We start from the raw sequence: 21,701 nt of genomic DNA on the forward strand, positions 1-21,701 counted from the left end.
GGCTTTAACTATTTCAACGTTTAAACAAATTGAACTTTTGAACTAACGACGTTTTCTTCAAACTAGTTACACATTGAACCGAAAGTGCATCACATCGCCATCCTTTACGATGTATTCCTTTCCTTCAATGCGCAGACGGCCGGCTTCGCGGCAGGCTGCTTCGGAGCCGTAGTGTACAAAGTCGTCGTACCCGATCACTTCGGCTTTGATAAATCCTTTTTCAAAATCGGTATGAATAACGCTAGCAGCCTGTGGCGCTTTCCAGCCCTCGTGGATGGTCCAGGCACGAACTTCCTGCACGCCTGCCGTAAAATAAGTTTGCAGTTGCAGCAGTTTGTAGGCAGAGCGGATGAGGCGGTTCAGCGCCGGTTCCTTCATGCCGTATTCTTCCATAAACAAGGCCTGGTCGGCGGGGTCTTCCATTTCAGAGATCTGGGCTTCGATGGAGTTGTTCATGATGATCACCTCGGCGCCTTCGTCCTTTACCGAGGCAATCAGCGCTTCGGAAAATTTATTGCCGGTGTGCATCGATGGTTCGTCTACGTTGGCGACATATAGCACGGGTTTTTCGGTGAGCAAAAACAGGTCGGCAATGGCGCTGCGCTCTTCCGGGGCAATGTCCAGCGAACGGATACTTTTGCCCTGCTCCAGGTGTGCCTTGCAGCGTTGTAGCACTTCCAGTTCGGCCTTGGCCTTTACATCGAACTTTGCGTTTTTCTCTGTTTTCGCGATTTTTTTTTCAATGCTGTCCAGGTCTTTCAACTGCAACTCGGTATCGATGATTTCTTTATCGCTAACGGGGTTGATGGCGCCTTCGTCGCGAAGAATGTTCTCGTCTTCAAAACAGCGGATCACGTGGATGATGGCATCCACTTCGCGGATATTGCCCAGGAATTTGTTGCCCAAACCTTCGCCTTTCGATGCGCCCCGCACAAGTCCGGCAATGTCCACAATCTCGATCTGGGTGGGCACGACGCGGTTAGGCTGCACCAGTTCGGCCAGTTTTGCCAGCCGTTCGTCGGGCACATCTACCAGGCCTACATTGGGCTCGATGGTACAAAAGCGGTAATTGCTTGCCTGCGCTTTGGCGCTGTTGCTAACCGCGTTAAAAAGAGTTGATTTTCCCACGTTGGGCAAGCCTACGATACCTGCTTGTAAAGCCATTTTTGATGTCTATGTTTAAGATTTTTTATTTATTGCAAATGCCTATTGGATTTACGATTTTGGATTTACGATTTACGATTGTATTTAAATAATCGTAAATCCGAAATCGTAAATCGTCAATCAAAAAGGTTCGCAAAGATAAGCTAAACCGGCCGCGCCAAAACTTTACCCTTAAACTGTTACCTTTCGGCCCGGTATGTGCATCCGGGCGTTTGGCTGCGGGTGTGCAGGATAGATTTCCAAACAACTTTCATTGCTTACATGGCTTTAAGCAGAATCTGGTCGGCATTTATATTAATAGCAATAGCGGTGGCGGCATACCGCAGCGTGGTGCAGGACGATGAGCAAATTTTCAGCCGCATGGTTACCGGCCGCGCCTCCGACCCATACGATACCGTTTGGTATTTTTCCATTGGCGATCCGCGCAGCGCCGGCTACCCAACTGCAGAAGCTTTTGCTACTTATGTTTCCGGTTTTGGTTATGTAAAAACCGACTCGGCCGCCGCAGCAACCGTTTTGCTGGCCGATGATCAAAGTTTGCCTGCGGCAAAAAGCCTGCAGGCGCAGCAACCGGCTTTAAAAATTCACACCTATAAATCGCTGCAAAACCGCCTGACTCGTCGTGCCGACGGCATGATCGAGACCTGTAAAAATGCCGTTACCATTGCCATTGGGTTGATTGGCATTATGGCCCTGTTTATGGGGCTTATGGCCATTGCTGAAAGGGCAGGGGGCATCAGGTTGTTGTCGAAAATCATCGGACCGTTTTTTTCCCGCCTTTTCCCGGAAGTGCCGAAAGGCCACCCGTCAATGGGGCATATGATGATGAATTTTTCGGCAAACCTGTTGGGTCTCGATAATGCCGCAACCCCGTTTGGACTGAAAGCAATGGAGAGCCTGCAGGAACTGAACCCATCTAGGGAGACGGCATCCAATGCGCAGATCATGTTTTTGTGCCTGCATGCATCCGGGCTAACCCTGATTCCGGTAAGTATCATTGCGGCCCGCTCGGCCCTGCGTGCCGAAAACCCAACCGACATTTTTGTGCCCTGCATGATCGCCACTTTTGTGGCTACCATGGCCGCTATGTTCATTGTGTCGTTCAGGCAAAAAATAAATGTGCTGCAACCGGTGATCCTGGTCTGGGTAGGCGGCATATCGGCGGTGATCGGGTTGCTGGTTTGGTACCTTACTTCTTTAAACTTAAATGCGCTGCAGGCTTTTTCCAGCGTGTTGAGCAACGGGCTGATCCTGCTGATTTTTTTGTTGATTGTGGCTGGTGCCGTTTATAAAAAAATAGACGTGTTCGATGCGTTTATCGATGGTGCAAAAGGAGGATTTGAGACGGCTGTCCGCATTATTCCTTACTTGGTGGGCATGCTGGTCGCCATCAGTTTACTCCGCACTTCCGGTACATTCGATGTGGTAATTGGCGCGGTAAAATCGGGCTTCGCAGCATTGGGCACCGACACCCGGTTTGTGGATGGGCTGCCTACGGCGCTGATCAAACCCATGAGCGGCAGCGGCGCCCGGGGTATGATGATCGATACCATGACCACATTTGGCCCTGACTCTTTTGCTGGCCGGCTGGCTTGTATTTTACAGGGATCATCGGACACAACTTTTTATGTAATCGCGGTATATTTTGGTGCGGTGTCCATTAAAAATACACGTTACGCAATCGGGTCGATGCTGCTGGCCGATCTGGTGGGGATTATAACATCGATCGTTTTGGCGTATTTGTTTTTTGGAGGGGCGTAGCAATTTTTTATGCAGATACATAAAAAGCTATTGCAATTGTTATCAGGCAAACTACAGGAAGATGTAATAGCACTCATCAAGAAAACTGGCAAGCTGCTCGCTATACAGGCAATTGCTGTCTTGCTTTTATTCTTAAATAATTACCTGATCGTAAGATATGCAGGGGCTCATAATTACGGCACTTATGTGTCGATAATGACCTGGATTAGTTTCTTTAGTGTTTTATCCATATTTGGGATGGACGACTGGCTCACTGCACTCTTGCCAAAGTACACGCACAATCCAGACGACCCGACACCAATAGGTATGCTCCGTTGGTCTTTCAAAATTATCTCATTGGTATTTCCGATCTCCGGATTGCTTTTTTATGCAGCCGTGCATTCGGGTGTTATCGAAAGTGTTGGCTCTTCGACATTTTGGCTGGTATTGGGGTTAGTGTACGGCACAACTATAATGAGCCTGTTGGTATGTTTTTTACTTATAACCAATCGATTGATTATAAGTCAAGTTTTAGACAAATTATTTAGGGCTTTAATAGCCATTCTCGCCCTTGTCATCATCAGTTTTGTGAGCTATCGATTGGACGTTACCAAGTTATTAAGCATCCAACTTATCAGTGTGCTTTCCGTGGCAGTTTTGTCTATATTTGTCATCCGGAAAAATCAAAGAAAACCCACACAACAAGCTACGCCAGCGGCTTTCAATAAAAGGCTGCAACCTAATTTTTATTTCCTGGTCATTTCGTTACTCAATGTGTTAGCGGTACGCCTTGACCTGCTCATGCTTACAGGAAGTGCGCCGCCTCAGGAGATTGGATATTACAATATAGCTGTAAGGTTTGCAGATCTGATTCACTATCCGGTAACGGTACTAAACCTGATGGTGCCGCCACTGCTATCGAAAATGTGGCATAACGCACAAAAAGATGAACAATACCGCATCATCCGCCTGACTTCAGGTATTGGTTTTATCGCAACTGGTTCTATTTTAATTGTATTGTCCCTATTTGGTTCCATGGTGTTGTCATGGTTCGGCGGAAATTTTACAGATAGCTACCCGGTAATCCTGATCATTGGCGCTTCGCATCTGCTTTCCGCGTTGCTCGGACCAATGAATATTCTTTTTATGGTTGGCGGCAAGGAAAAAGTTGCTTTAGTCTGTCTGGGTGTGCAAGTAGCAGTTACAGCAGTAGCTGCATATTTTTTTATCCCTGCATTTAGGGGTTATGGGGCAGCGATCAGCTTGGTTATCGGCAACGTAACTTATATGATAACGATTTCCTTGTTTTTTTATAAAATGGAAAAGGTGGTCATTACAGCGTTCTATATTTTTGGTCGCGGGTCAAAATAACGTAAGTCAACAACCTTATCAGGGAGGCTTATTTCGGCAAGGTGTGTTTTATTTAATTAACCCAAGTTGCTAGTTAAGCAATTTGGTCAAAGGTGAATGCGATGACAAAGAGGGCTACTTTTAGCAAGAAGCAATTTTGGGTGACGGCATGGATGCTTCTGAGCATTTTAGCTTTGATGCAGCTAAAGTCTGTTTCGATTTGCTTGCGCATGTGCTCTTTGAGAAAGTTGATGGAAGGCGCATCTTTTCGTTTGCTATTTTTTTTGCGCTGCACCATGGCATGAATCAACTCCGCGTCAAAGAGGTCATCCTCCGCACCGTAATCTGTATAGCCGGCATCCATATAGATGCAACTCTCTGGCGCTACATCCAGGGGCAGTTTGCCCAAGGCTCTCACATCGGCTTCCGCACCAGGCACCAGGCAAAACTCCACCGGCAGACCGTCCAAGATCAGCACCTGCACCTGTACGCCATAAAAATACCTGCGCATGGCCGCGTGTTTGCCCCGGAATACTTCGCCTTCCAGCACCTTGGAGCGTGAAATACGGATGTTGTCGCAGACCGCAACGGGAAAGGAATCCAGCCGGTAGGTGGCAGCTCCCGCCATGTCCTTGAGCCGCTTGCCCAGATAAAAGAACAGCGCCAGCATGAAATCCGAAAGCCGGTGGAGCCGCCTGCAAAAGCGCGACTTGCCCAGCATGCCGGGCACATAGCCTTTTAGTTTCATAAAATGGCGTCCGTTGTCCAGGTGCCCACCAAAGTACAGTACCGAAACAAAAGCCGTCGTGATCACTTCGCTGTCTGAAACACGGACCTTCTTGTCCTCATAATGACGCATCGCTTTGAGCGTGTCATCCACAATACAGTAAAGCGCTATAATTTTATCATCGGAAAGCATGGCCCTTGATTTTAGATGTGGTAATCCAAAATTAAAAAACCACCATGCTTTCCTCCTTATAACTGGCAACTTAGTTTAATTAAGCGCCTTTGATCCAAATCTGAACCTCTGGAAAGAAAACTTCCTTTGAAAGCTTGCCAATGGGAAAAACACCATCAAGCCTGCCCATAGTTCAAAAAAATAAGCATCTGCATTTATAAGAAAACCAAGCGGTAATAAAAATAAAAATGTCCGTAAGAGTTTATCCCATTTTTTGGTAAAAAAGGCTACAATAAATGCGCCTTCCATCATAACACCTATAGTGAAAATTACTTGTGTTAAGAGTGGGTGTTGTAACAGAAAACGATAAAAGCCTGCGATCCAGTGCTCCGGATGGAACCAGAAAAGTGAGGTGAAATTTTGTTTGATGATCAATGCTGACTGGTCGGGATAAAACAGGGATGCTCTAACGACTTTCCATAAAAAAGCTGCCACCATCAGAAATGCAAGGTAATATCGTGCGCCTTCCCAGGCCCAGTAAAATGAATCCGCTCTAAAAAGGAAAACTATGGATAGGAGCAGTATGGCTACTTTTGTATGAGCATGATGCAAACCAAATGTATTCATCAAAACAAAATACAAGAAGTAAATGGCTACAAACAGCACATATCTGATTTTACCTTCAGGATAAATGGCAAGGCTGATGGAAAGAAGCAGCAAACTAGAATCGAACAGGATGGAAATAAGCTTACGACTGACCAATAATTCCGGCAGGCTTATCAAATGGAGCATCCAATAAGTAAGATCGACATAGGGAAACTTCAGCGCCGGCTGATTTAAGCCGGTAAGACTAAACCCCAAAATGTATTGAATGCAAAGTGCAATACTTACAAAGCCGAAAAATAGCCGTGCAGCATTTTTTTGTTCCAGGCTAATGTTGCCGATCATTTTCTCTGATATTTCCACTGCAAAAGAGTTTTCGCAGAGTCGAGCACTAAGTTATATTCCCCGGTAAAACGAACAGAAAGCATCTTTACATTAATTGAACTTATAGGGGTACACAAATGTTGCTGCAGGTATTTAGGAAACCATTGTTTAAAACTGTTTAATTCTTTTGCTGTGTTGAATAAGTTTTCCTCCAGCAGCCTCACTTTACTATAATGATTCTTTAATTTATCCTGTAAAAACAAGATGGTTGGATCGATGCCTTTATTTTGCTGCATAGCTGCGTAATAAAAAATTGGCTTTTGCACCATAGCCTTATTATAGGTAAAATAGTTTGTACGGGCTAAATCAATGGTGTCATTTACGATGATTTGAACCACCTCATATTGCGTTGGTCGTGTTTGCTTTTGTGAATACATGCCGTAAACAAAAAAAGGGGTCACTTCATCTCCCAACAAATTGCCGACAATAGTAAAAAAGAAGAATAACGTAAAACCCCAAAAGAGATTTCTGTTTTGCCGATACAAGCGTAGTAAAAAAGCATTTTTCATCCTTTCTGTGAGTATATATACTCGTTAATATTCAAAGATAAAGTAACATCAAAGTTACACTTTCAACATTCGATTTGTTGTTTTAGTACCTTTGCCCGTTCATATACCGAAGTAAACCCCTACATGAAGCATATCCGGAATTTTTGCATTATTGCCCACATCGACCACGGTAAAAGCACATTGGCCGACCGGCTGCTGCAAACCACCAATACCATTTCTGAACGGCAGATGATGGATCAGGTGCTCGACGACATGGACCTGGAGCGTGAAAAAGGGATTACCATTAAAAGCCACGCCATCCAGATCAACCACCTGCATAAAGGCGAAAAATATACGCTGAACCTCATCGACACGCCGGGCCACGTGGATTTTAGCTACGAAGTGAGCCGGGCGCTGGCGGCTTGCGAAGGCGCATTGCTGCTGGTAGATGCGACACAGGGCATCCAGGCACAGACCATTTCCAATCTTTACCTCGCCATCGAAAACGACCTCGAGATCATCCCGGTGATCAATAAGATCGATATGGATGGCGCTATGATCGAGGAGGTTAAAGACCAGATCATTGAACTGATAGGCTGTAAGCCAGAAGATATTTTGCTGGCCTCGGGTCGCACCGGCATTGGCATTGAAGGCATTTTGGAAGCAATTGTTGAACGTATTCCAGCGCCAAAAGGCGACCCCGAAGCCCCACTGCAGGCCCTCATTTTTGACTCGGTTTTCAACTCATTCCGCGGCATCATCGTGTATTTTCGGGTAAACAACGGCACCATCCGCAAGGGCGACAAAATTAAATTTGTGTCTACCGACGAAGAATATGAGGCTGATGAAATTGGCATCTTGAAGCTTGGCTTGGAGCCTAAAAAAGAGGTACGTGCTGGCGACGTAGGCTACCTCATTACCGGGATTAAGAATGCCAAGGAAGTGAAAGTTGGTGATACACTAACCAATGCAATAACGCCCACACAGGAGCCGATCAAGGGTTTTCAGGAAGTGAAACCAATGGTATTTGCAGGCATTTTCCCAGTCAATACCGACGAGTTTGAAGAATTGCGCGACTGCATGGAAAAGCTGCAGTTAAATGATGCTTCTCTGACCTTTGAACTGGAAACCTCACAGGCACTTGGTTTCGGTTTCCGATGCGGCTTTCTTGGACTGCTCCATATGGAAATCATCCAGGAGCGGCTGGAGCGGGAATTTAACCAGACGGTAATTACCACTGTTCCGAACGTAAGCTTTATTGCCTACACCACCAAGGGCGAAAAGATCATTGTGAACAACCCCGCCGAAATGCCCGATCCGGTAAAAACCGACCGGATCGAGGAACCTTTTATCAAAGCACAGATCATTACTAAACCCGATTACATCGGTAATATCATGACGCTTTGCCTGGGCAAACGCGGCATTCTGCTTAATCAAAGTTATCTGACAACTACCCGTGTGGAGCTGATCTTTGAGATGCCGCTAACGGAGATTGTATTTGACTTTTACGATAAGCTCAAAAGCCAAACCCGAGGCTACGCATCGTTCGATTATAATCCGATCGGCTACCGCGAGGCGGATATCGTAAAAATGGACATCCTGCTGAACAACGATAAAGTGGATGCACTGAGTGCACTTATTCACCGCAGCCGGGCCCACGAATTTGGCCGCAAGCTTTGTGAAAAATTAAAAGAACTGCTACCACGTCAGCAATTCCAAATCGCGATCCAGGCAGCCATCGGCGCCAAGATCGTAGCCCGGGAAAACATTTCAGCCATGCGGAAAGACGTAACTGCAAAATGTTATGGTGGTGACATTAGCCGTAAACGCAAATTGTTGGAAAAACAAAAAGAGGGTAAGAAGCGGATGCGCCAGATTGGTAACGTAGAGGTACCTCAGGAAGCGTTTCTGGCGGTGTTGAAATTGGATGATTAGAATACTAAATAATGTAAAAAGCCTCGGATTATAGAAATCTATAGTCCGAGGCTTTTTTTTATGCTAAAGGAAATCTGATTTAGTTGCCCTTCTTCTTCGTCTTGTTCTTTTCTGTACTAGTCTTTAATTTTTGCTCGTTCCGGTTCCCCAGATCATCCAGCAAAGGATCCGGCACCGGCGCCTGGCCATCTTCCAACTTTTGGTCAAACACTTTGTTGATATATACCCATTTGCCTTTATCCCATTTAAAACCTTCATAGTCACCATCCGGAATAAACGTGTAAGGCTTATCATCTTCCTCCGTTTCTGAAACTAAGTGGTCAACTAAAATCACTTTAAGATCGGAGTCATAATTTACCAACGCACTGGCTTCTTTTTTATATTCAATGCTAAAGCGGTGCTGCGGCTTGCGTTTCAGGCTGTCGCCTTGAAACGTAAAAAACGGTCCGCCAAAAACTGGCTGGCCCTGATTATTGAAATGCAAAACCTCAATCCATTTTTTATTGCTGCGAACTGAGTTGTCGTCGAAGCCAAACAAAGTATAATAAGGCTTGCCGTTGTGTTCGGTTTTGACGATGTTGTAATACACCGCGCCAATCCAGGTGGCGTTGGTGCGAACCGAATCGAGCGGCCGCTCGGTAAATTCGGAAAAGTCGTGGAGCGGCACCAACTTCAACGAACCGTCGGCGGTGCGGAACTGAATGGCGCCACGCTGGCGCGAATAAAAATCATCTAATGAAAGCGTCCAGCTAAAAATGCGAAAGGTGCTGTCCGGTGCATACACATTGCCAATGCCCCGAACCGAATCGAAGGGATAGTAAAAAGAGTTTTTGATTTGCAGGCTGCGGATCAGCGTTCGCACAAATAGCGAATCGTTGCGCATGCGGCCGGCGATCAGTGAATCTACAATAAGGCTTTTAGCGAGGTTCTTAAGGGTGTCTTCTTTCGCTTGCAAGGCTTTCAACGCATCGGCCGACGGTGCCTGTGCACTGGCACCCGATGCCCATACTGCCACAACAAAAAGAAACAGGATTTTTTTCAAAAGACTAGATTTTAAGCACAGCTAAATTGAGACAAAAACTTCAAAGGTTATCCTAAGATTGCCTGCATGCGCTAACGTAGTAAAGCGTTTAACATACCGCATTTATTGTACCTACAAAAACAAAAGCAAAGCTAGAACGAAACGAAGTGAGCACCCAAGGAAAATGATTGTCTTACCAACTATTGCCTGCAAGGTGTAGGATAGTATCCACCATGCGTGCCCAGCTGTATTTCTTTTTTTCCTCTTTAATAGATGGTTTAAATACCTGCGGACCCATGGCATAAAACCGCACAATGGCGTCTGCAATCGAACCGGGATCGGGCTCGCAAACTAAGCCCACCTGCCCATGTGGTACCAAGTCGGGCAGGCCGCCTACGTTGGTCACAATCATCGGTGTTTCAAAATGATAGGCGAGGGGTGTAACGCCACTTTGCGTTGCAGATCGATAGGGTTGCACCACGCAATCGGCGGCACATAAAAAATACTTCACCTGCTCATCGGGGATAAAATCGTTGCGCAGCACCACATTTTCGGTCAGGCCATTTTCCTCGATAAGTTGCCGGTATGGGCCTTCGGGTTCGTAAAATTCACCTGCCACCAACAACTTGATATTCGCCATTTTAATCTCCGGTTGGGCCATTGCCTGCAGCAGCAGATCGAGGCCTTTATACTTGCGGATAAAACCAAAAAACAGGATGATCTTTTCATTGACGCCCAGCCCTAAAAACTTTCTGGCTTCGGCTTTTGACACAGGTTCGCCAAAATGATTGTAGAGCGGATGGTGCACCAGTTGCACCGGCTTGTCGTGCACAAAACGGGCTAGGTCCTGCCGCACTTTTTGGCTCATCACCACAAACGCATCACAGGCTTTCATAAAATAGCGGGTAAACTGGACATCGCCGGGTCGGGCTTCGTGGGGCACCACATTATCGGCAAGGCAAACCACCGGCAGGTTCCTGCCTTTTTTCACCAAGCGTAAAATAGAGCCCAATGCCGGCGCTATCAGCGGCAGCCAAAAGCGCACTAGTATCAAGTCGGGCTTTTGTTCCCGGATCCAGCGGGCTGTGGTCAGCCAGTTGAGCGGGTTTAAGGAATGTACCAGCGATTTTATTTCAACGCCTTCAGGCGCCGGCCCAGTGCTGTACTGCGTTTTGCCGGGAAATAGAAAGGCCGGGTATTGAAATGTAAAGGAAACAACGGTGCAGTGGTGCCCCGCTTCGGTAAACGCTTTTGCCAGCCGTTCGTTAAACGCTGCAATGCCGCCGCGCAAGGGATGCGCCGGACCGAGGATAATGATCCGTTTGCTCACAGCCCTGTTTTTTCTTCAATCAGGTAAGCATTTCGGCCAGGTGCATTGCGAGCCACCAGCTCTGAGATAAAACCCGCCAGGAATAATTGCACGCCCAATATTATGGACACCAGTGCCAGGTAAAACGCCGGCCGGTTGGTTACCCACACTTCTTCGTGCAGCAATTTTGCAACAATGAGGTACAGCGCCATGATTAGGCCCGCTAGGAAAAACAAGGAACCCCACAGCCCGAAAAAGTGCATGGGCCGTTTGGAAAATTTGCCCACAAATGTGATGGACATCAGGTCAAGAAAGCCGTTGACGAAACGTTCCCAGCCAAACTTGGTAACGCCATATTTGCGGGCCCGGTGCTCCACCACCTTTTCGCCAATGCGGCGGAAGCCGGCCCATTTGGCCAGCACCGGGATGTAGCGGTGCATTTCGCCATACACTTCAATACTCTTAACCACTTTTTTGCGGTAGGCTTTCAGGCCGCAGTTAAAATCGTGCAGGTAAATATTGGAAACCTTGCGGGTAACCGCATTGAAAAATTTAGACGGAATATTTTTTGTCAGCGTATTGTCGAAACGCTTTTTTTTCCAGCCACTCACCAGGTCAAAACCATCCACAACAATCATGCGGCGTAACTCCGGAATTTCGTCGGGGCTGTCCTGCAGGTCGGCGTCCATGGTAATCACCACATCGCCCTGGGCTGCTTTAAAGCCTTCGTTCAGCGCGGCTGATTTTCCATAATTGCGTTGAAACTTGATGCCTTTCACCTGCGGATTGGTTTCCCTTATTTTTTGCACTACATCCCATGAGCTGTCGGTGCTGCCATCGTCCACCAAAATAACCTCGTAGCTGTACCCGTTGGCCTCGCATACCCGGTCGATCCAGGCGCAAAGTTCCGGCAGCGACTCTTCTTCATTAAACAGGGGAACAACAATCGAAAGGTCCATTATAATTGTTGGGTTTGTTCAAAAGGACTACGGGGTCTTTTCTTGGTAACGGCAGCGCCGATGAGGGAGCCGATGGCGCCTTGCACCACCGTAAAAAACACAGAGCCGCCAACAATGCCTACCCAAAAATATTTGCGGGAAACTTCCAGCATCTGGTCAATCTGGTCGTCGCTGATGTTGGGGTTGTCTTCGAGCTGCTGGCGGGCAACTTCAAAAGATTTTTCTTTCAAGTCGGGGAACAGCAGTAGGAATATGATGGTAAAAGCAACAGACAATAGGGTAAAAACCGTGGTGGCTTTAAACCCATAAGCGAACAGGTTGCCAAACGTCAGGTTATAGTCGTGTGCTTTCCCGTACAGGCGAATTAGAAAGATCAGGGCCACCAGGATCACCAGCGGCTGCAAAAGACCCACACCGCGGTTGGTGGATAATCCCAAAATACTGGTAGCGGCAGAAATTACAATCAGGATGCCGGCGATGATAAGGCCCGCCGCAATATGGCTGATCGGTTTTTGTTGTTCCATAATTCGTTTATGCTTGATTAAAAATCATTTGGCCCCGGCTGACGATGCCAACGGGTTTACCGGTAAGCTGCATGCCGCCAAACGCGGTGTTGCGGCTTTTGCTTTTCAGCTGATCCGGCGCTACCGTCCAGGTTTCATCAGGTAGAAAAAAGGTGAGGTTGGCCATATTTCCTTCCGTAACGGTTGCTGCCTCCAGGCCGAACACTTTGCGAACATTTGTTGAAAACGCAGCCACCAGCGTTTCTAAAGGTACTGTTTGCAACGCAGTGCGTACCGCTGCAAACGTGGTTTCCAGCCCGGTCATGCCATTGCGGGCATATTCAAACTCCACCACTTTGCTGTCCCACTCATGGGGTTGGTGGTGCGAAGCAATGCAATCGATGGTGCCGTCGGCTACTGCCTGGCGCAGTGCGTCGCGGTCGGCGGCGCTGCGCAGGGGCGGCGACACTTTTAAATTGGTATCGTATTCCTGCAAATCTTCTTCGGTAAAAAACAGGTGGTACGGCGTAACCGAGCAGGTAACTGCCAATCCTTCTGCTTTGGCAACGCGGATCAGTTCAACGCTTTTTGCTGTGGAAATGCCGGTAAAATGAATGCGGGAACTGGTGTAGCGCAGCAGTTCCAGGTCGCGCTGGATCATCAGTTCTTCGGCAATAGCTGGTTTGCCCGGCAATCCCAATTGCGTGGAAACCACGCTTTCATTCATCAGGCCGTGAGCGGAAATTGACTTGTCGTCGGGCACTTGGATCAGCACCGCATCAACAGCTTTCAGGTATTGCAGCGCCTTGAGCATGATGCCGGAAGATTGCACCGGCGCTGTGCCATCGCCAAACGCAACGGCGCCGCTAACACGCATATCGTACATTTCGGAAAGTTCTTTGCCCTCGGCGCCCTTTGTAACGGCACCAATGGGGTGCACTTGCACCGGCAGGTATTTGCTTTTTTGCACCACGTAGTCCACCGCCAGTTTGTTGTGCACAATAGGAGCGGTGTTGGGCAATGAAAATACTTCGGTGTAGCCACCGGCGGCGGCGGCGGCAGTGCCGGTTTCCAGTGTTTCTTTAAATTCAAAACCGGGGTCGCCAAAATAAGCAAACGGATCTATCCAGCCTGGCGATACACAAAGCCCCGGCATATCGATCACTTCCGTATTTGCATCAACGGACAGCGGATTGCCAATGGCTTCAATTTTACCCGACACAATGAGTATGTCGGCAATTTGGTTGTGCAATGGAGCTTGGGGGTCAATGACCTTTACCTGCCTGATAAGGATATTCATCGAGGGGCGAAGTTAACGGTTTGCACGTTTCGGTTGGCCGCATGCGCCACATCCTTTCTCCACATTAATCGAAGTGGTCGAGCACTACCTGCGCAATGCGGCTGATGCCGGTAATGTCCACCGGTTTTACCAGGTATTCCTTGGCGCCGGCTTCAATGCAGGCCCGTTCATATAGCGGGGAGCTGGAAGTGCTCCAAACGAGTTTGGTGGTTTGTTGCAGCCGGCCGCGTTGTGCCAGTTGAGTTAGTATTTGCTGCCCGTTGATGCGGGGCAGGTTGTAGTCGAGTAAAATCAGTTGCGGTGCTTCATCCTGCGGCACATTGAGCAGGAAATCCAATGCCTTATCGCCGGCGCTTTCAACGTGCACCTTTACGTCCGGGTCGATCTGACGCAATGCCTCAATCAAAAACTCCTGGTCGTCTGTATCATCTTCTGCGAGGAATAAAAATCTACCGGTCATGAATATTGGTGGTATGAAATTTCTGTATTTCGAGGCCGAAGTTATTGCTCTTCACCTACACCGATATAAGTACTGCAATGGGGTAATCGTTTCGGTTGGCAGCAACACGCTACGGCAAAGCATAAAAATGTAAAAGCACTTGTTGCAATTTAACCCTTCTACGCCGTTTCGCTTTTCCGGAAAGTACTACAAAAACAGGTAATAATCCTGAAGCAGCGATGTGGCCGCAGGGGTGTAGTATCCTTCCTTGTCTTTAATATAAACGGTTTGCTCCGCCGTTTGTTCAACACTATTTTTTTTAACCGCCAGCATCAACCGAAATGACGGATGCGTTTCCGAAGGATGCACCACTATTTTTTGTTGCACAAATAATCCGGCCGCTGCCAATGCTGCTCCCAAGTCCGCATCCCTTTTCGCCGTAAAAAGTAAATAAGCCGTTCCATCGTCCGCCAACAAACGGTTAACCTGTGCCAACAATTCCAGCAAACGCAAACCGCTGCCGTGGTGGGCTATGCTGCGGCCCGTTTTCGGTGAGGCCAATTCATTTTCGTAAAAAGGCGGGTTAGAGCAAATGACATCGTATTGCTTGCTGGGGATAAACTGCCGGATGTCGGTTTGCTGCACTTGCAGGCGGTTGGCCCACGGTGACTCAGCAAAGTTTTGCGCAGCTTGCGTTGCGGCAGCTGCATCAATTTCCACTGCGTCTAAATGCAAGGCCGTTTGTTGCGCCACCATTAGCGATAGCAGACCGGTGCCTGCGCCAATATCTAAACCGTTCGTTGCGGGAATGTCTTTTAATTGACTCGCCACCCAAGCCCCAAACAAACAACCATCGGTGGTTACTTTCATGGCGCACCGATCCTGGTTAATGGTAAACTGTTTAAACCGGAAATAGGAATTGGCCATGAGGAGTTGGGAGTTTTAAGTCTGTAGTTTAAAGTCAGTAGTCGAAACGGTCTTCGGCCTGACTCAAAGGCCTTTTTAACCGATAACAAAAAACTACAAACGACTAATGCCAGGTACTGCGGGCAGTGGCGCTTTCAGAAAGTGGGGTAAAATCGCCTGCCAAAAATTTATAGTATGCAGTGATGGCAATCATAGCTGCGTTGTCGGTGCAATACTGAAACTCGGGGATAAATGTTTCCCAGCCTTGCCGCTGGCCTAACTCTGTAAATGCTTGCCGTAGGCCGCTGTTGGCCGAAACGCCACCTGCAATAGAAAGCCGCGTAATGCCGGTTTGAAGTGCTGCCTTTTTCAGTTTAGCCAGCAAAATGTGCACAATGCGGTGTTGAATGGATGCACAGATATCGGCAAGATTGTCCTGTACAAAATCCGGATTGTCGCGGGTGGCTTTTTGCAAAAAATACAACACCGAAGTTTTCAATCCGCTGAAGCTAAAGTTCAGTCCTTCGATCTGCGGCTCCGCAAAATGAAACGCTTTGGGGTTGCCTTCTTTTGCATATTTATCAATGAGCGGCCCGCCGGGATAAGGCAGCCCCAGCATTTTAGCTGATTTATCAAAAGCCTCACCGGCAGCATCGTCCAGCGTCTCGCCGATGATTTCCAGGTGCAGCGGGCTGTGCGCTAACACAATTTGCGTATGCCCGCCGCTAACGGTAAGGCACAAAAAGGGAAACTGCGGTTTGCGTTCGCCGATCAGGTTGGCCAGCACATGCGCCTGCATGTGGTGCACGGCAATCAACGGCTTGTTCAGCGCCAGCGCCAGCGAACGGGCAAACTGGCTGCCCACCAACAGAGAGCCGATCAATCCCGGCGCATGGGTGTAACTAATTGCATCCAAATCGGCCAGTGCAATACCAGCTTGTTTTACTGCCACATCCACCACCGGCACAATGTTTTGCATGTGCGCCCTGCTGGCCAGTTCGGGCACTACGCCGCCGTATTGCTCATGCACTTTTTGGTTGGCAATAAAGTTGGAAAGAATGACGCCGTCCTTGCAAACCGAAGCCGAAGTTTCATCGCAGGAGGATTCAATTGCAAGGATGCAACCAGTTCCAACCGATGCGGAATGAAAACCTGCGCTGTTCTTATTGTTGGTGATTGTTTCCAATATGCCGTTTCCTTTTCTTTAGTCTAAAAACATTTTACCACACTGAAAGTTTTTTCATTCAAACATCAGCAAATGCGCGACGGTTCTACTTGTGCACTTCGCTGGTAAAATGAAACTCGATATCGGGGTTGTTGGTTCGTTCGGTGTTCAGGAACCATTCACTTTGTGCCAGGTACACCAGTTGGCCGTCTTTGTCTTCGGCAATATTTGCCGGCTTAAAGCGGGTAAAGTCTTCCAGCTTTTTCGGGTCGGCACTCGTGATCCAGGTGGCCTTATAAAAAGGCAACGAGTTGAACTGCACTGATGCGCCATATTCATGCAGCAGGCGATACTGGATCACTTCAAACTGCAGTTCACCCACGCAACCAATTATTTTTTTATTGCCACCATATTGTGTAAACAACTGCGCCACGCCTTCGTCGGTCAATTGCAGCAGGCCTTTTTCCAATTGCTTTGTTTTCATCGGATCCTTGTTGATCACCTCTTTAAAAATTTCGGGTGAAAAAGTTGGGATGCCGGTAAAAAACAGGTCTTCGCCTTCGGTCAGGGTGTCGCCGATTTTAAAATTGCCCGTATCAAACAAGCCCACCACGTCGCCGGGAAAAGCATCGTCCACCACGCTTTTTTCGCGGGCCAAAAAAGAATATGGGTTCGAAAACCGCACATCTTTATCGAGCCGCACATGGTGAAAATATTTGTTGCGTTCAAACTTGCCCGAGCACACCCGCAAAAAGGCAATGCGGTCTCGGTGCTTCGGATCGAGGTTGGCGTGGATTTTAAAAATAAAGCCCGAAAATTTGTCTTCGCCGACAGCCACGGTACGTTTATTGGTTTCGCGGCTGCGGGGTTTCGGCGCAATGCGGATAAACGTATCGAGCATTTCCTTGACGCCAAAATTGTTGATGGCCGAACCAAAAAACACCGGTGCCACATCGCCGGCCAGGTAGCGGGCCGCATCCAGTTCGCCGTACACGCCGTCGATCAGTTCCACATCTTCACGCAGCAGTTCGGCATCGCGGTCGCCAATTTTTTCATCCAGCACGGGCAGGCCCAGGTCGGAAATAGAAACCGTGTCGTCATCGGTAGCTTTGGTGCCGCCGGTAAACAGGCGCAGGCTGCGGTTGTGCAGGTCGTATACGCCTTTGAAATCCTTTCCCTGGTTGATGGGCCAGGTCATGGGGTGCAGTGAAATGGACAGTTCTTTTTCAATTTCTTCCAACAGGTCGAACCGGTTTTTTCCGTCGCGGTCCAGTTTATTGATGAACACGATCACTGGCGTTTTGCGCATCCGGCATACCTGCATCAGGCGGCGGGTTTGTTCTTCCACACCGTTTACGCTGTCTACCACCAATATTACGGAGTCGACAGCGGTGAGGGTGCGGTAGGTATCTTCCGCAAAATCTTTGTGGCCCGGGGTATCCAGCAGGTTTACCAGCGTGCCGTCGTATTCAAAGCTCATTACCGATGTGGCCACCGAAATGCCGCGCTGGCGTTCGATTTCCATAAAGTCGGAGGTCGCTGCTTTTTTTATTTTATTACTTTTTACGGCACCGGCCACCTGGATGGCGCCACCAAACAACAAAAACTTTTCGGTCAATGTGGTTTTACCCGCATCGGGGTGGGAAATGATGGCAAAAGTTCGGCGACGTTCTATTTCCTGCTGGTATTTCATGCGTTGTGTCTAAAAATGAATAGCGCCCCAAGCGCCCTCTTTTTTGCGGATGCAAAGGTAAGATATGGCCCGGTTCGGCTGTGGTTTATTCCGTTATAATTAAGTAAAGCGTTCCATGCGATGGGTTCACTATCGGGCTTGCATGCCAAGGCCAGCGCGGTTTTGCACCATTCGCCCAACATTTTGCGACCTGTTTTTCCACCACCATCATTTTGGCGTTAACATTTTGCAGGGAAAAAACGGGGCGGCCATTCGGACAATTTGGGGAGATTTTGCACAGAAAAAACAAAGGTTACGTTTTAATCATACAGGCATAGTTTTCGGAACTATGTGAGTGTACCAATGATGACGGAGATGAATTTCGATAGAGATAACGAGCAGCGAGGGGGTAACCCGGGCGAAGGGAGAAAGGGCGAACGACACAGGCAAATGCCGCAAAACGGCTTTGAAGGAATGAACTACGAGCAAAGAAGAGAACCGTATAAAGGAGCAAGGCAACACGCTTCGCGAAATGGGTACAACCAGCAGGATGCGTCCCAACCATTACACAAGGACGGCACTGCTTAAGCATCAAGGCAGCGGGCAAAAAATGCATGCGTTCCGGCAGAAAAGGATTTGATAAAAGCTTGGAAAACACCAAACGATCAAGAGCAGTTACTACGCAAAAGTGCAGAAAGGATGTGGGAACCCGGACTGTGAACATTGGAAGTGAGCTGGAATAATTGTGGTGGATTTTGCTCCTGTAACGAAAGGCAAACTCATTTTGGGTTTGCCTTTTTCGTGTCTGCTCTTTTTTCAGCGCCATAATAATTAAACCGGCATGTGCTACAACACCCCGAACCGGTTATTTTTGTGGCATGCGCCAAAACCTCGAAATCCTCGTCACGTCATTTAAAATGGCGGTGCTGGAGCTGTGGAAAAACAAGCTCCGGGCTTTTCTTTCCCTTTTTGGCGTCACCATTGGTATTTTTTGCATCATCGGCGTGCTGGCTACGGTCAACAGCCTGGAGTACAATATTCAAAACGAAATAAAATCTTTAGGTACCAACACCATTTATATAGATAAGTGGGATTATGGTGCATCGGCCGGATCGGACTATCCCTGGTGGAAATTTGTGAACCGCCCTTCGCCGCGCTATTCCGAGTTGGATCTGATCAAAGAGCGGACGCCGTCGGCGCAATACGCCGCTTTTAAGATGAACATTTCGGGTCAGGTAGAGGCGGGCAGCAATGTGCTCAGCGGCGTGGTCATCTATGGCGTTTCCGAAGAGTTTCAATCCATCCAGCCGTTTGATGTGCAGTGGGGCCGGGCCCTTACCGAAGCCGAATATGAGCAGGGTAGCAGTGCCGCCGTTATTGGTTTTGAAGTGGCCGAAAAATTGTTTGGCGATCCGGGCCGCGCCGTTGGCAAAATAGTTTCCATCAAAGGCCGAAAGCTGCCGGTGGTTGGCGTTATCAAAAAGCAAGGTGCGCAAATGCTGGGCGGCTGGCAGCTGGATAATAGTGTGCTGCTCAACTATAAATATGCCCGCTCCATCATGAACGAGCTGTACGCCGACCCGCTGGTGCTGGTGCAGGGCAAAGAAAAAGTGCCCACCGCGCTGCTCAAAGACGACCTCACCGGCGCCATGCGCAGCATCCGCAAACTGAGCCCGGTGCAGGAAGATAATTTTACCCTCAACGACATCAACGAGTTTAGCGAAGCGGCCGGGCAAATATTCTCGAGCATCAACCTGGGCGGATGGTCCATTGCAGCGCTTTCGCTGATTGTAGGCATGTTTGGCGTGGCCAATATTATGTTTGTAACCGTAAAAGAACGCACCGCGCAGATTGGTTTGAAGAAAGCCATTGGCGCCAAAAGCCGCACCATCCTCACCGAGTTTTTGATGGAGTCGGCGTTCCTGTGCATTATTGGAGGGATGATCGGGTTGTTGCTGGTGTTCATCCTCACCAAAATCGTCAGCGCCGTACTTGATTTTCCAATTTTTATTTCCACCGCCAACATGCTGCTGGCCATTGGTATCTGCATTGTGGTGGGTATTTTGGCCGGTATTATCCCCGCTTCGCAGGCTGCTAAACTCAACCCTGTAGTGGCGATCAGGAGCTAAGTCGAGTTGTTTTTGATTATAAATTCGGCCGAACGGCCCTTCTTAGTTCACAGCCACCTTCACATCGGTGGCTGTTTTATTAAGCCAGCTTTGCAATTACTTCTCGGCTTTTGTTGCGTCGCACACTTGTACGTTCTGTATTTCTATTGTGCTTTTCTCAACCACGAGTAGTAAACCATTGCTCCATATTAGCTGTCATGCCGAACTTGTTTCGGCATCCCCTTGTGCTTTGATAAACTCCGCGAGATGAAGGAAATGCCGAAACAAGTTCGGCATGACAAACACTAATTGTAATAAGTGTCCTAAACCACGGATGGAATTGTGCTTTCTTTTTGTAATACAATTTGCATATTAATCACGCTTTTTGCTTGTCATCCTGAGCGCAGCGAAGGATCTGAGCCTGCACCAGCACAAATTTCAAAAGATCGAGAGTAGCCTTGTATTTCACAACTATTACAGACCGACACCCAAATGCTCCGCCACGCTCAGCACGACAAACAAAGACCCAGCTTAACGATTAAAGATTCAAAGTGCAATAATCTGGAACGGCTGCTCCAGCTTTTCCAATTGCGTTTGCAGGCGGGCACAATTGGTATCGGTAATAAAAATCTGGCTTTTATTTTCCGTACACACCCGCATCAGCAGGTTTGAGATCCGCTCCTCATCCAGCTTTTCAAAAACATCATCGAGCAAAATAAACGGCGCTACTTTTTTCTCGGCATGCAGCGTGTCCACTTCGGCGAGTTTCAGCGCAAACAACAGACTTTTGCGTTGTCCCTGCGAAGCGATTGTTTTAAAAGGCTGGTCGCCCATGTAAAAACTAAGGTCATCGCGGTGCACACCGGCAGTGGTGCGCTGGAGCATCAGGTCTTTTTGCCGGTTGGTATGCAACAGTTGGCTAAGTGAAGTTTGCTCCATTTCACTTTCATACAGCAAAGAAATCGGCTCGTAGTGTTGCGCTATTTCGTTGTACAGCAATTTTACCGCAGGCAGAAACCGCAACAAAAAATGCTGCCGCTTTTCGTGGATGTAGTTGCCTTCTTTAGCAAGTTGTTCATCCAGCACATCCAGTACCGACAGGTCGCGGCCGCCGTAGCCGGTATCGTAATTCCGCAAGAATGAATTGCGCTGCTGCAGCAATTTAGTGTAGGCAATCAGGCTTTGTAGGTACGCAGCATCCAGTTGGGAAAGGAGCGTGTCGAGGAATTTGCGCCGCTCCTCGCTGGTGCCAATGATCAGTTGCACATCATCCGGCGCGATCACCACGCAAGGGTAGCGGCCAATATGTTTTGAAAACCGGCTGTAGGGCACATCGTTTACCGAAAATTCTTTTTTCCCATTTTCCCGTAGAATGCACACCGCTTTCTCCGGCTGGTGGTGCAGCGCAAAATGTCCTTCCACCCGAAACCCTTGGTGGCCGTGTTGCACTACCAGTCCATCCTGGCGGGTAAAGTAGCTTTTGGTAAAACAGAGGTAGTGAAGTGCATCCAGCAGGTTGGTTTTGCCCATGCCGTTGCGGCCGCAAATGCCCACGATGGGTTCGGTAAACTGGAACTCCTGGTGGAAGTAGTTTTTGAACTGAAAAAGTGATATGGAATTGAGCTGCAGGTCCAACGCTGCAAAGATGTGGTATTCGGGGGTAGCGGCAAGGGGAGGAGGCGAGTTGGGAGTTGAGAGTTGTGAGTTCGGGGTTCAGAGTTGCGATCTCCGAAAAAACCGGGATGGCATTTTTAAAA

General features: G+C 48.2%; 18 protein-coding genes. 4 read left to right on the forward strand and 14 right to left on the reverse strand.

Annotated elements, in window-relative coordinates:
* Positions 1-66: 66 nt before the first annotated feature.
* Positions 67-1,164, reverse strand: coding sequence for a redox-regulated ATPase YchF (gene ychF, locus DRJ53_RS01940; protein ID WP_114233891.1), 1,098 nt, complete (start codon positions 1,162-1,164; stop codon positions 67-69).
* 261 nt (positions 1,165-1,425) lie between these two features.
* On the opposite strand from ychF, the gene DRJ53_RS01945 reads away from it, so the two are divergent.
* Together DRJ53_RS01945 and DRJ53_RS01950 are read left to right on the forward strand one after the other, a co-directional pair.
* On the forward strand, positions 1,426-2,925 hold the full coding sequence (locus DRJ53_RS01945) for a nucleoside recognition domain-containing protein (protein ID WP_241558424.1): 1,500 nt from the start codon (positions 1,426-1,428) through the stop codon (positions 2,923-2,925).
* 9 nt (positions 2,926-2,934) lie between these two features.
* The gene (locus DRJ53_RS01950; protein ID WP_114233892.1) at positions 2,935-4,275 is read left to right on the forward strand and encodes a lipopolysaccharide biosynthesis protein; all 1,341 of its coding nucleotides are present in this window, start codon (positions 2,935-2,937) and stop codon (positions 4,273-4,275) included.
* Between the two features lie 73 nt (positions 4,276-4,348).
* Here DRJ53_RS01950 and DRJ53_RS01955 read toward each other — a convergent pair whose 3' ends face one another.
* From DRJ53_RS01955 to DRJ53_RS01965, 3 genes are all read right to left on the reverse strand, one after another.
* On the reverse strand, positions 4,349-5,173 hold the full coding sequence (locus DRJ53_RS01955; RefSeq protein ID WP_114233893.1) for an IS982 family transposase: 825 nt from the start codon (positions 5,171-5,173) through the stop codon (positions 4,349-4,351).
* Between the two features lie 75 nt (positions 5,174-5,248).
* Positions 5,249-6,118: a hypothetical protein gene (locus DRJ53_RS01960; RefSeq protein ID WP_123893299.1), complete on the reverse strand. Its 870-nt coding sequence runs from the start codon at positions 6,116-6,118 to the stop codon at positions 5,249-5,251.
* Complete coding sequence (locus tag DRJ53_RS01965; protein ID WP_114233895.1) at positions 6,097-6,648, reverse strand: hypothetical protein; 552 nt, start codon at positions 6,646-6,648, stop codon at positions 6,097-6,099. Before DRJ53_RS01965 ends, DRJ53_RS01960 begins: the two co-directional genes overlap by 22 nt.
* Positions 6,649-6,771: 123 nt before the next feature.
* On the opposite strand from DRJ53_RS01965, the gene lepA reads away from it, so the two are divergent.
* Positions 6,772-8,562 (forward strand): translation elongation factor 4, encoded by a 1,791-nt coding sequence (gene lepA / locus DRJ53_RS01970; RefSeq protein WP_114233896.1) that lies wholly within the window; start codon positions 6,772-6,774, stop codon positions 8,560-8,562.
* A 79-nt stretch (positions 8,563-8,641) separates the two neighbouring features.
* On the opposite strand, the gene DRJ53_RS01975 is transcribed toward lepA, so the two are convergent.
* From DRJ53_RS01975 to DRJ53_RS02015, 9 genes are all read right to left on the reverse strand, one after another.
* On the reverse strand, positions 8,642-9,604 hold the full coding sequence (locus DRJ53_RS01975) for a hypothetical protein (protein ID WP_114233897.1): 963 nt from the start codon (positions 9,602-9,604) through the stop codon (positions 8,642-8,644).
* A 172-nt stretch (positions 9,605-9,776) separates the two neighbouring features.
* The gene (locus DRJ53_RS01980; protein ID WP_241558426.1) at positions 9,777-10,913 is read right to left on the reverse strand and encodes a glycosyltransferase; all 1,137 of its coding nucleotides are present in this window, start codon (positions 10,911-10,913) and stop codon (positions 9,777-9,779) included.
* Entirely contained in the window at positions 10,910-11,851 is a 942-nt protein-coding gene (locus tag DRJ53_RS01985) for a glycosyltransferase family 2 protein (protein ID WP_114233898.1), read from the reverse strand. Before DRJ53_RS01985 ends, DRJ53_RS01980 begins: the two co-directional genes overlap by 4 nt.
* Positions 11,851-12,375: a DUF4199 domain-containing protein gene (locus DRJ53_RS01990; RefSeq protein ID WP_114233899.1), complete on the reverse strand. Its 525-nt coding sequence runs from the start codon at positions 12,373-12,375 to the stop codon at positions 11,851-11,853. Before DRJ53_RS01990 ends, DRJ53_RS01985 begins: the two co-directional genes overlap by 1 nt.
* A 7-nt stretch (positions 12,376-12,382) precedes the next feature.
* Positions 12,383-13,654, reverse strand: a complete 1,272-nt coding sequence (locus DRJ53_RS01995; RefSeq protein ID WP_114233900.1) for a dihydroorotase — start codon at positions 13,652-13,654, stop codon at positions 12,383-12,385.
* Between the two features lie 64 nt (positions 13,655-13,718).
* Positions 13,719-14,114, reverse strand: coding sequence for a response regulator (locus tag DRJ53_RS02000; protein WP_114233901.1), 396 nt, complete (start codon positions 14,112-14,114; stop codon positions 13,719-13,721).
* 186 nt (positions 14,115-14,300) lie between these two features.
* Positions 14,301-15,020 carry a tRNA1(Val) (adenine(37)-N6)-methyltransferase gene (locus DRJ53_RS02005; protein ID WP_114233902.1) on the reverse strand — a complete coding sequence of 240 codons (720 nt, stop codon included), beginning with the start codon at positions 15,018-15,020 and terminating at the stop codon, positions 14,301-14,303.
* 103 nt (positions 15,021-15,123) lie between these two features.
* Complete coding sequence (tsaD, locus tag DRJ53_RS02010) at positions 15,124-16,176, reverse strand: tRNA (adenosine(37)-N6)-threonylcarbamoyltransferase complex transferase subunit TsaD (protein WP_421911171.1); 1,053 nt, start codon at positions 16,174-16,176, stop codon at positions 15,124-15,126.
* Between the two features lie 94 nt (positions 16,177-16,270).
* Complete coding sequence (locus tag DRJ53_RS02015) at positions 16,271-17,857, reverse strand: peptide chain release factor 3 (RefSeq protein WP_114233903.1); 1,587 nt, start codon at positions 17,855-17,857, stop codon at positions 16,271-16,273.
* 857 nt (positions 17,858-18,714) lie between these two features.
* On the opposite strand from DRJ53_RS02015, the gene DRJ53_RS02025 reads away from it, so the two are divergent.
* Complete coding sequence (locus DRJ53_RS02025) at positions 18,715-19,965, forward strand: ABC transporter permease (protein WP_175580727.1); 1,251 nt, start codon at positions 18,715-18,717, stop codon at positions 19,963-19,965.
* 525 nt (positions 19,966-20,490) lie between these two features.
* Here DRJ53_RS02025 and recF read toward each other — a convergent pair.
* The gene (gene recF, locus DRJ53_RS02030; RefSeq protein WP_241558430.1) at positions 20,491-21,579 is read right to left on the reverse strand and encodes a DNA replication/repair protein RecF; all 1,089 of its coding nucleotides are present in this window, start codon (positions 21,577-21,579) and stop codon (positions 20,491-20,493) included.
* Positions 21,580-21,701 lie beyond the last annotated feature (122 nt).

It is taken from the genome of Paracnuella aquatica (genome assembly GCF_003332885.2).
Lineage (GTDB): Bacteria > Bacteroidota > Bacteroidia > Chitinophagales > Chitinophagaceae > Flavisolibacter > Flavisolibacter aquaticus.

Bases quoted from the DNA above. Each gene is read 5' to 3' on its own strand.
- DRJ53_RS02000 (WP_114233901.1), bottom strand. From the start codon at position 14,114: ATGACCGGTAGATTTTTATTCCTCGCAGAAGATGATACAGACGACCAG.
- DRJ53_RS01965 (WP_114233895.1), bottom strand. From the start codon at position 6,648: ATGAAAAATGCTTTTTTACTACGCTTGTATCGGCAAAACAGAAATCTC.
- DRJ53_RS01950 (WP_114233892.1), top strand. From the start codon at position 2,935: ATGCAGATACATAAAAAGCTATTGCAATTGTTATCAGGCAAACTACAG.
- DRJ53_RS02025 (WP_175580727.1), top strand. From the start codon at position 18,715: ATGCGCCAAAACCTCGAAATCCTCGTCACGTCATTTAAAATGGCGGTG.
- ychF (WP_114233891.1), bottom strand. From the start codon at position 1,164: ATGGCTTTACAAGCAGGTATCGTAGGCTTGCCCAACGTGGGAAAATCA.
- DRJ53_RS01995 (WP_114233900.1), bottom strand. From the start codon at position 13,654: ATGAATATCCTTATCAGGCAGGTAAAGGTCATTGACCCCCAAGCTCCA.
- DRJ53_RS02005 (WP_114233902.1), bottom strand. From the start codon at position 15,020: ATGGCCAATTCCTATTTCCGGTTTAAACAGTTTACCATTAACCAGGAT.
- DRJ53_RS01955 (WP_114233893.1), bottom strand. From the start codon at position 5,173: ATGCTTTCCGATGATAAAATTATAGCGCTTTACTGTATTGTGGATGAC.
- DRJ53_RS01990 (WP_114233899.1), bottom strand. From the start codon at position 12,375: ATGGAACAACAAAAACCGATCAGCCATATTGCGGCGGGCCTTATCATC.
- DRJ53_RS01985 (WP_114233898.1), bottom strand. From the start codon at position 11,851: ATGGACCTTTCGATTGTTGTTCCCCTGTTTAATGAAGAAGAGTCGCTG.
- DRJ53_RS02015 (WP_114233903.1), bottom strand. From the start codon at position 17,857: ATGAAATACCAGCAGGAAATAGAACGTCGCCGAACTTTTGCCATCATT.
- DRJ53_RS01945 (WP_241558424.1), top strand. From the start codon at position 1,426: ATGGCTTTAAGCAGAATCTGGTCGGCATTTATATTAATAGCAATAGCG.
- lepA (WP_114233896.1), top strand. From the start codon at position 6,772: ATGAAGCATATCCGGAATTTTTGCATTATTGCCCACATCGACCACGGT.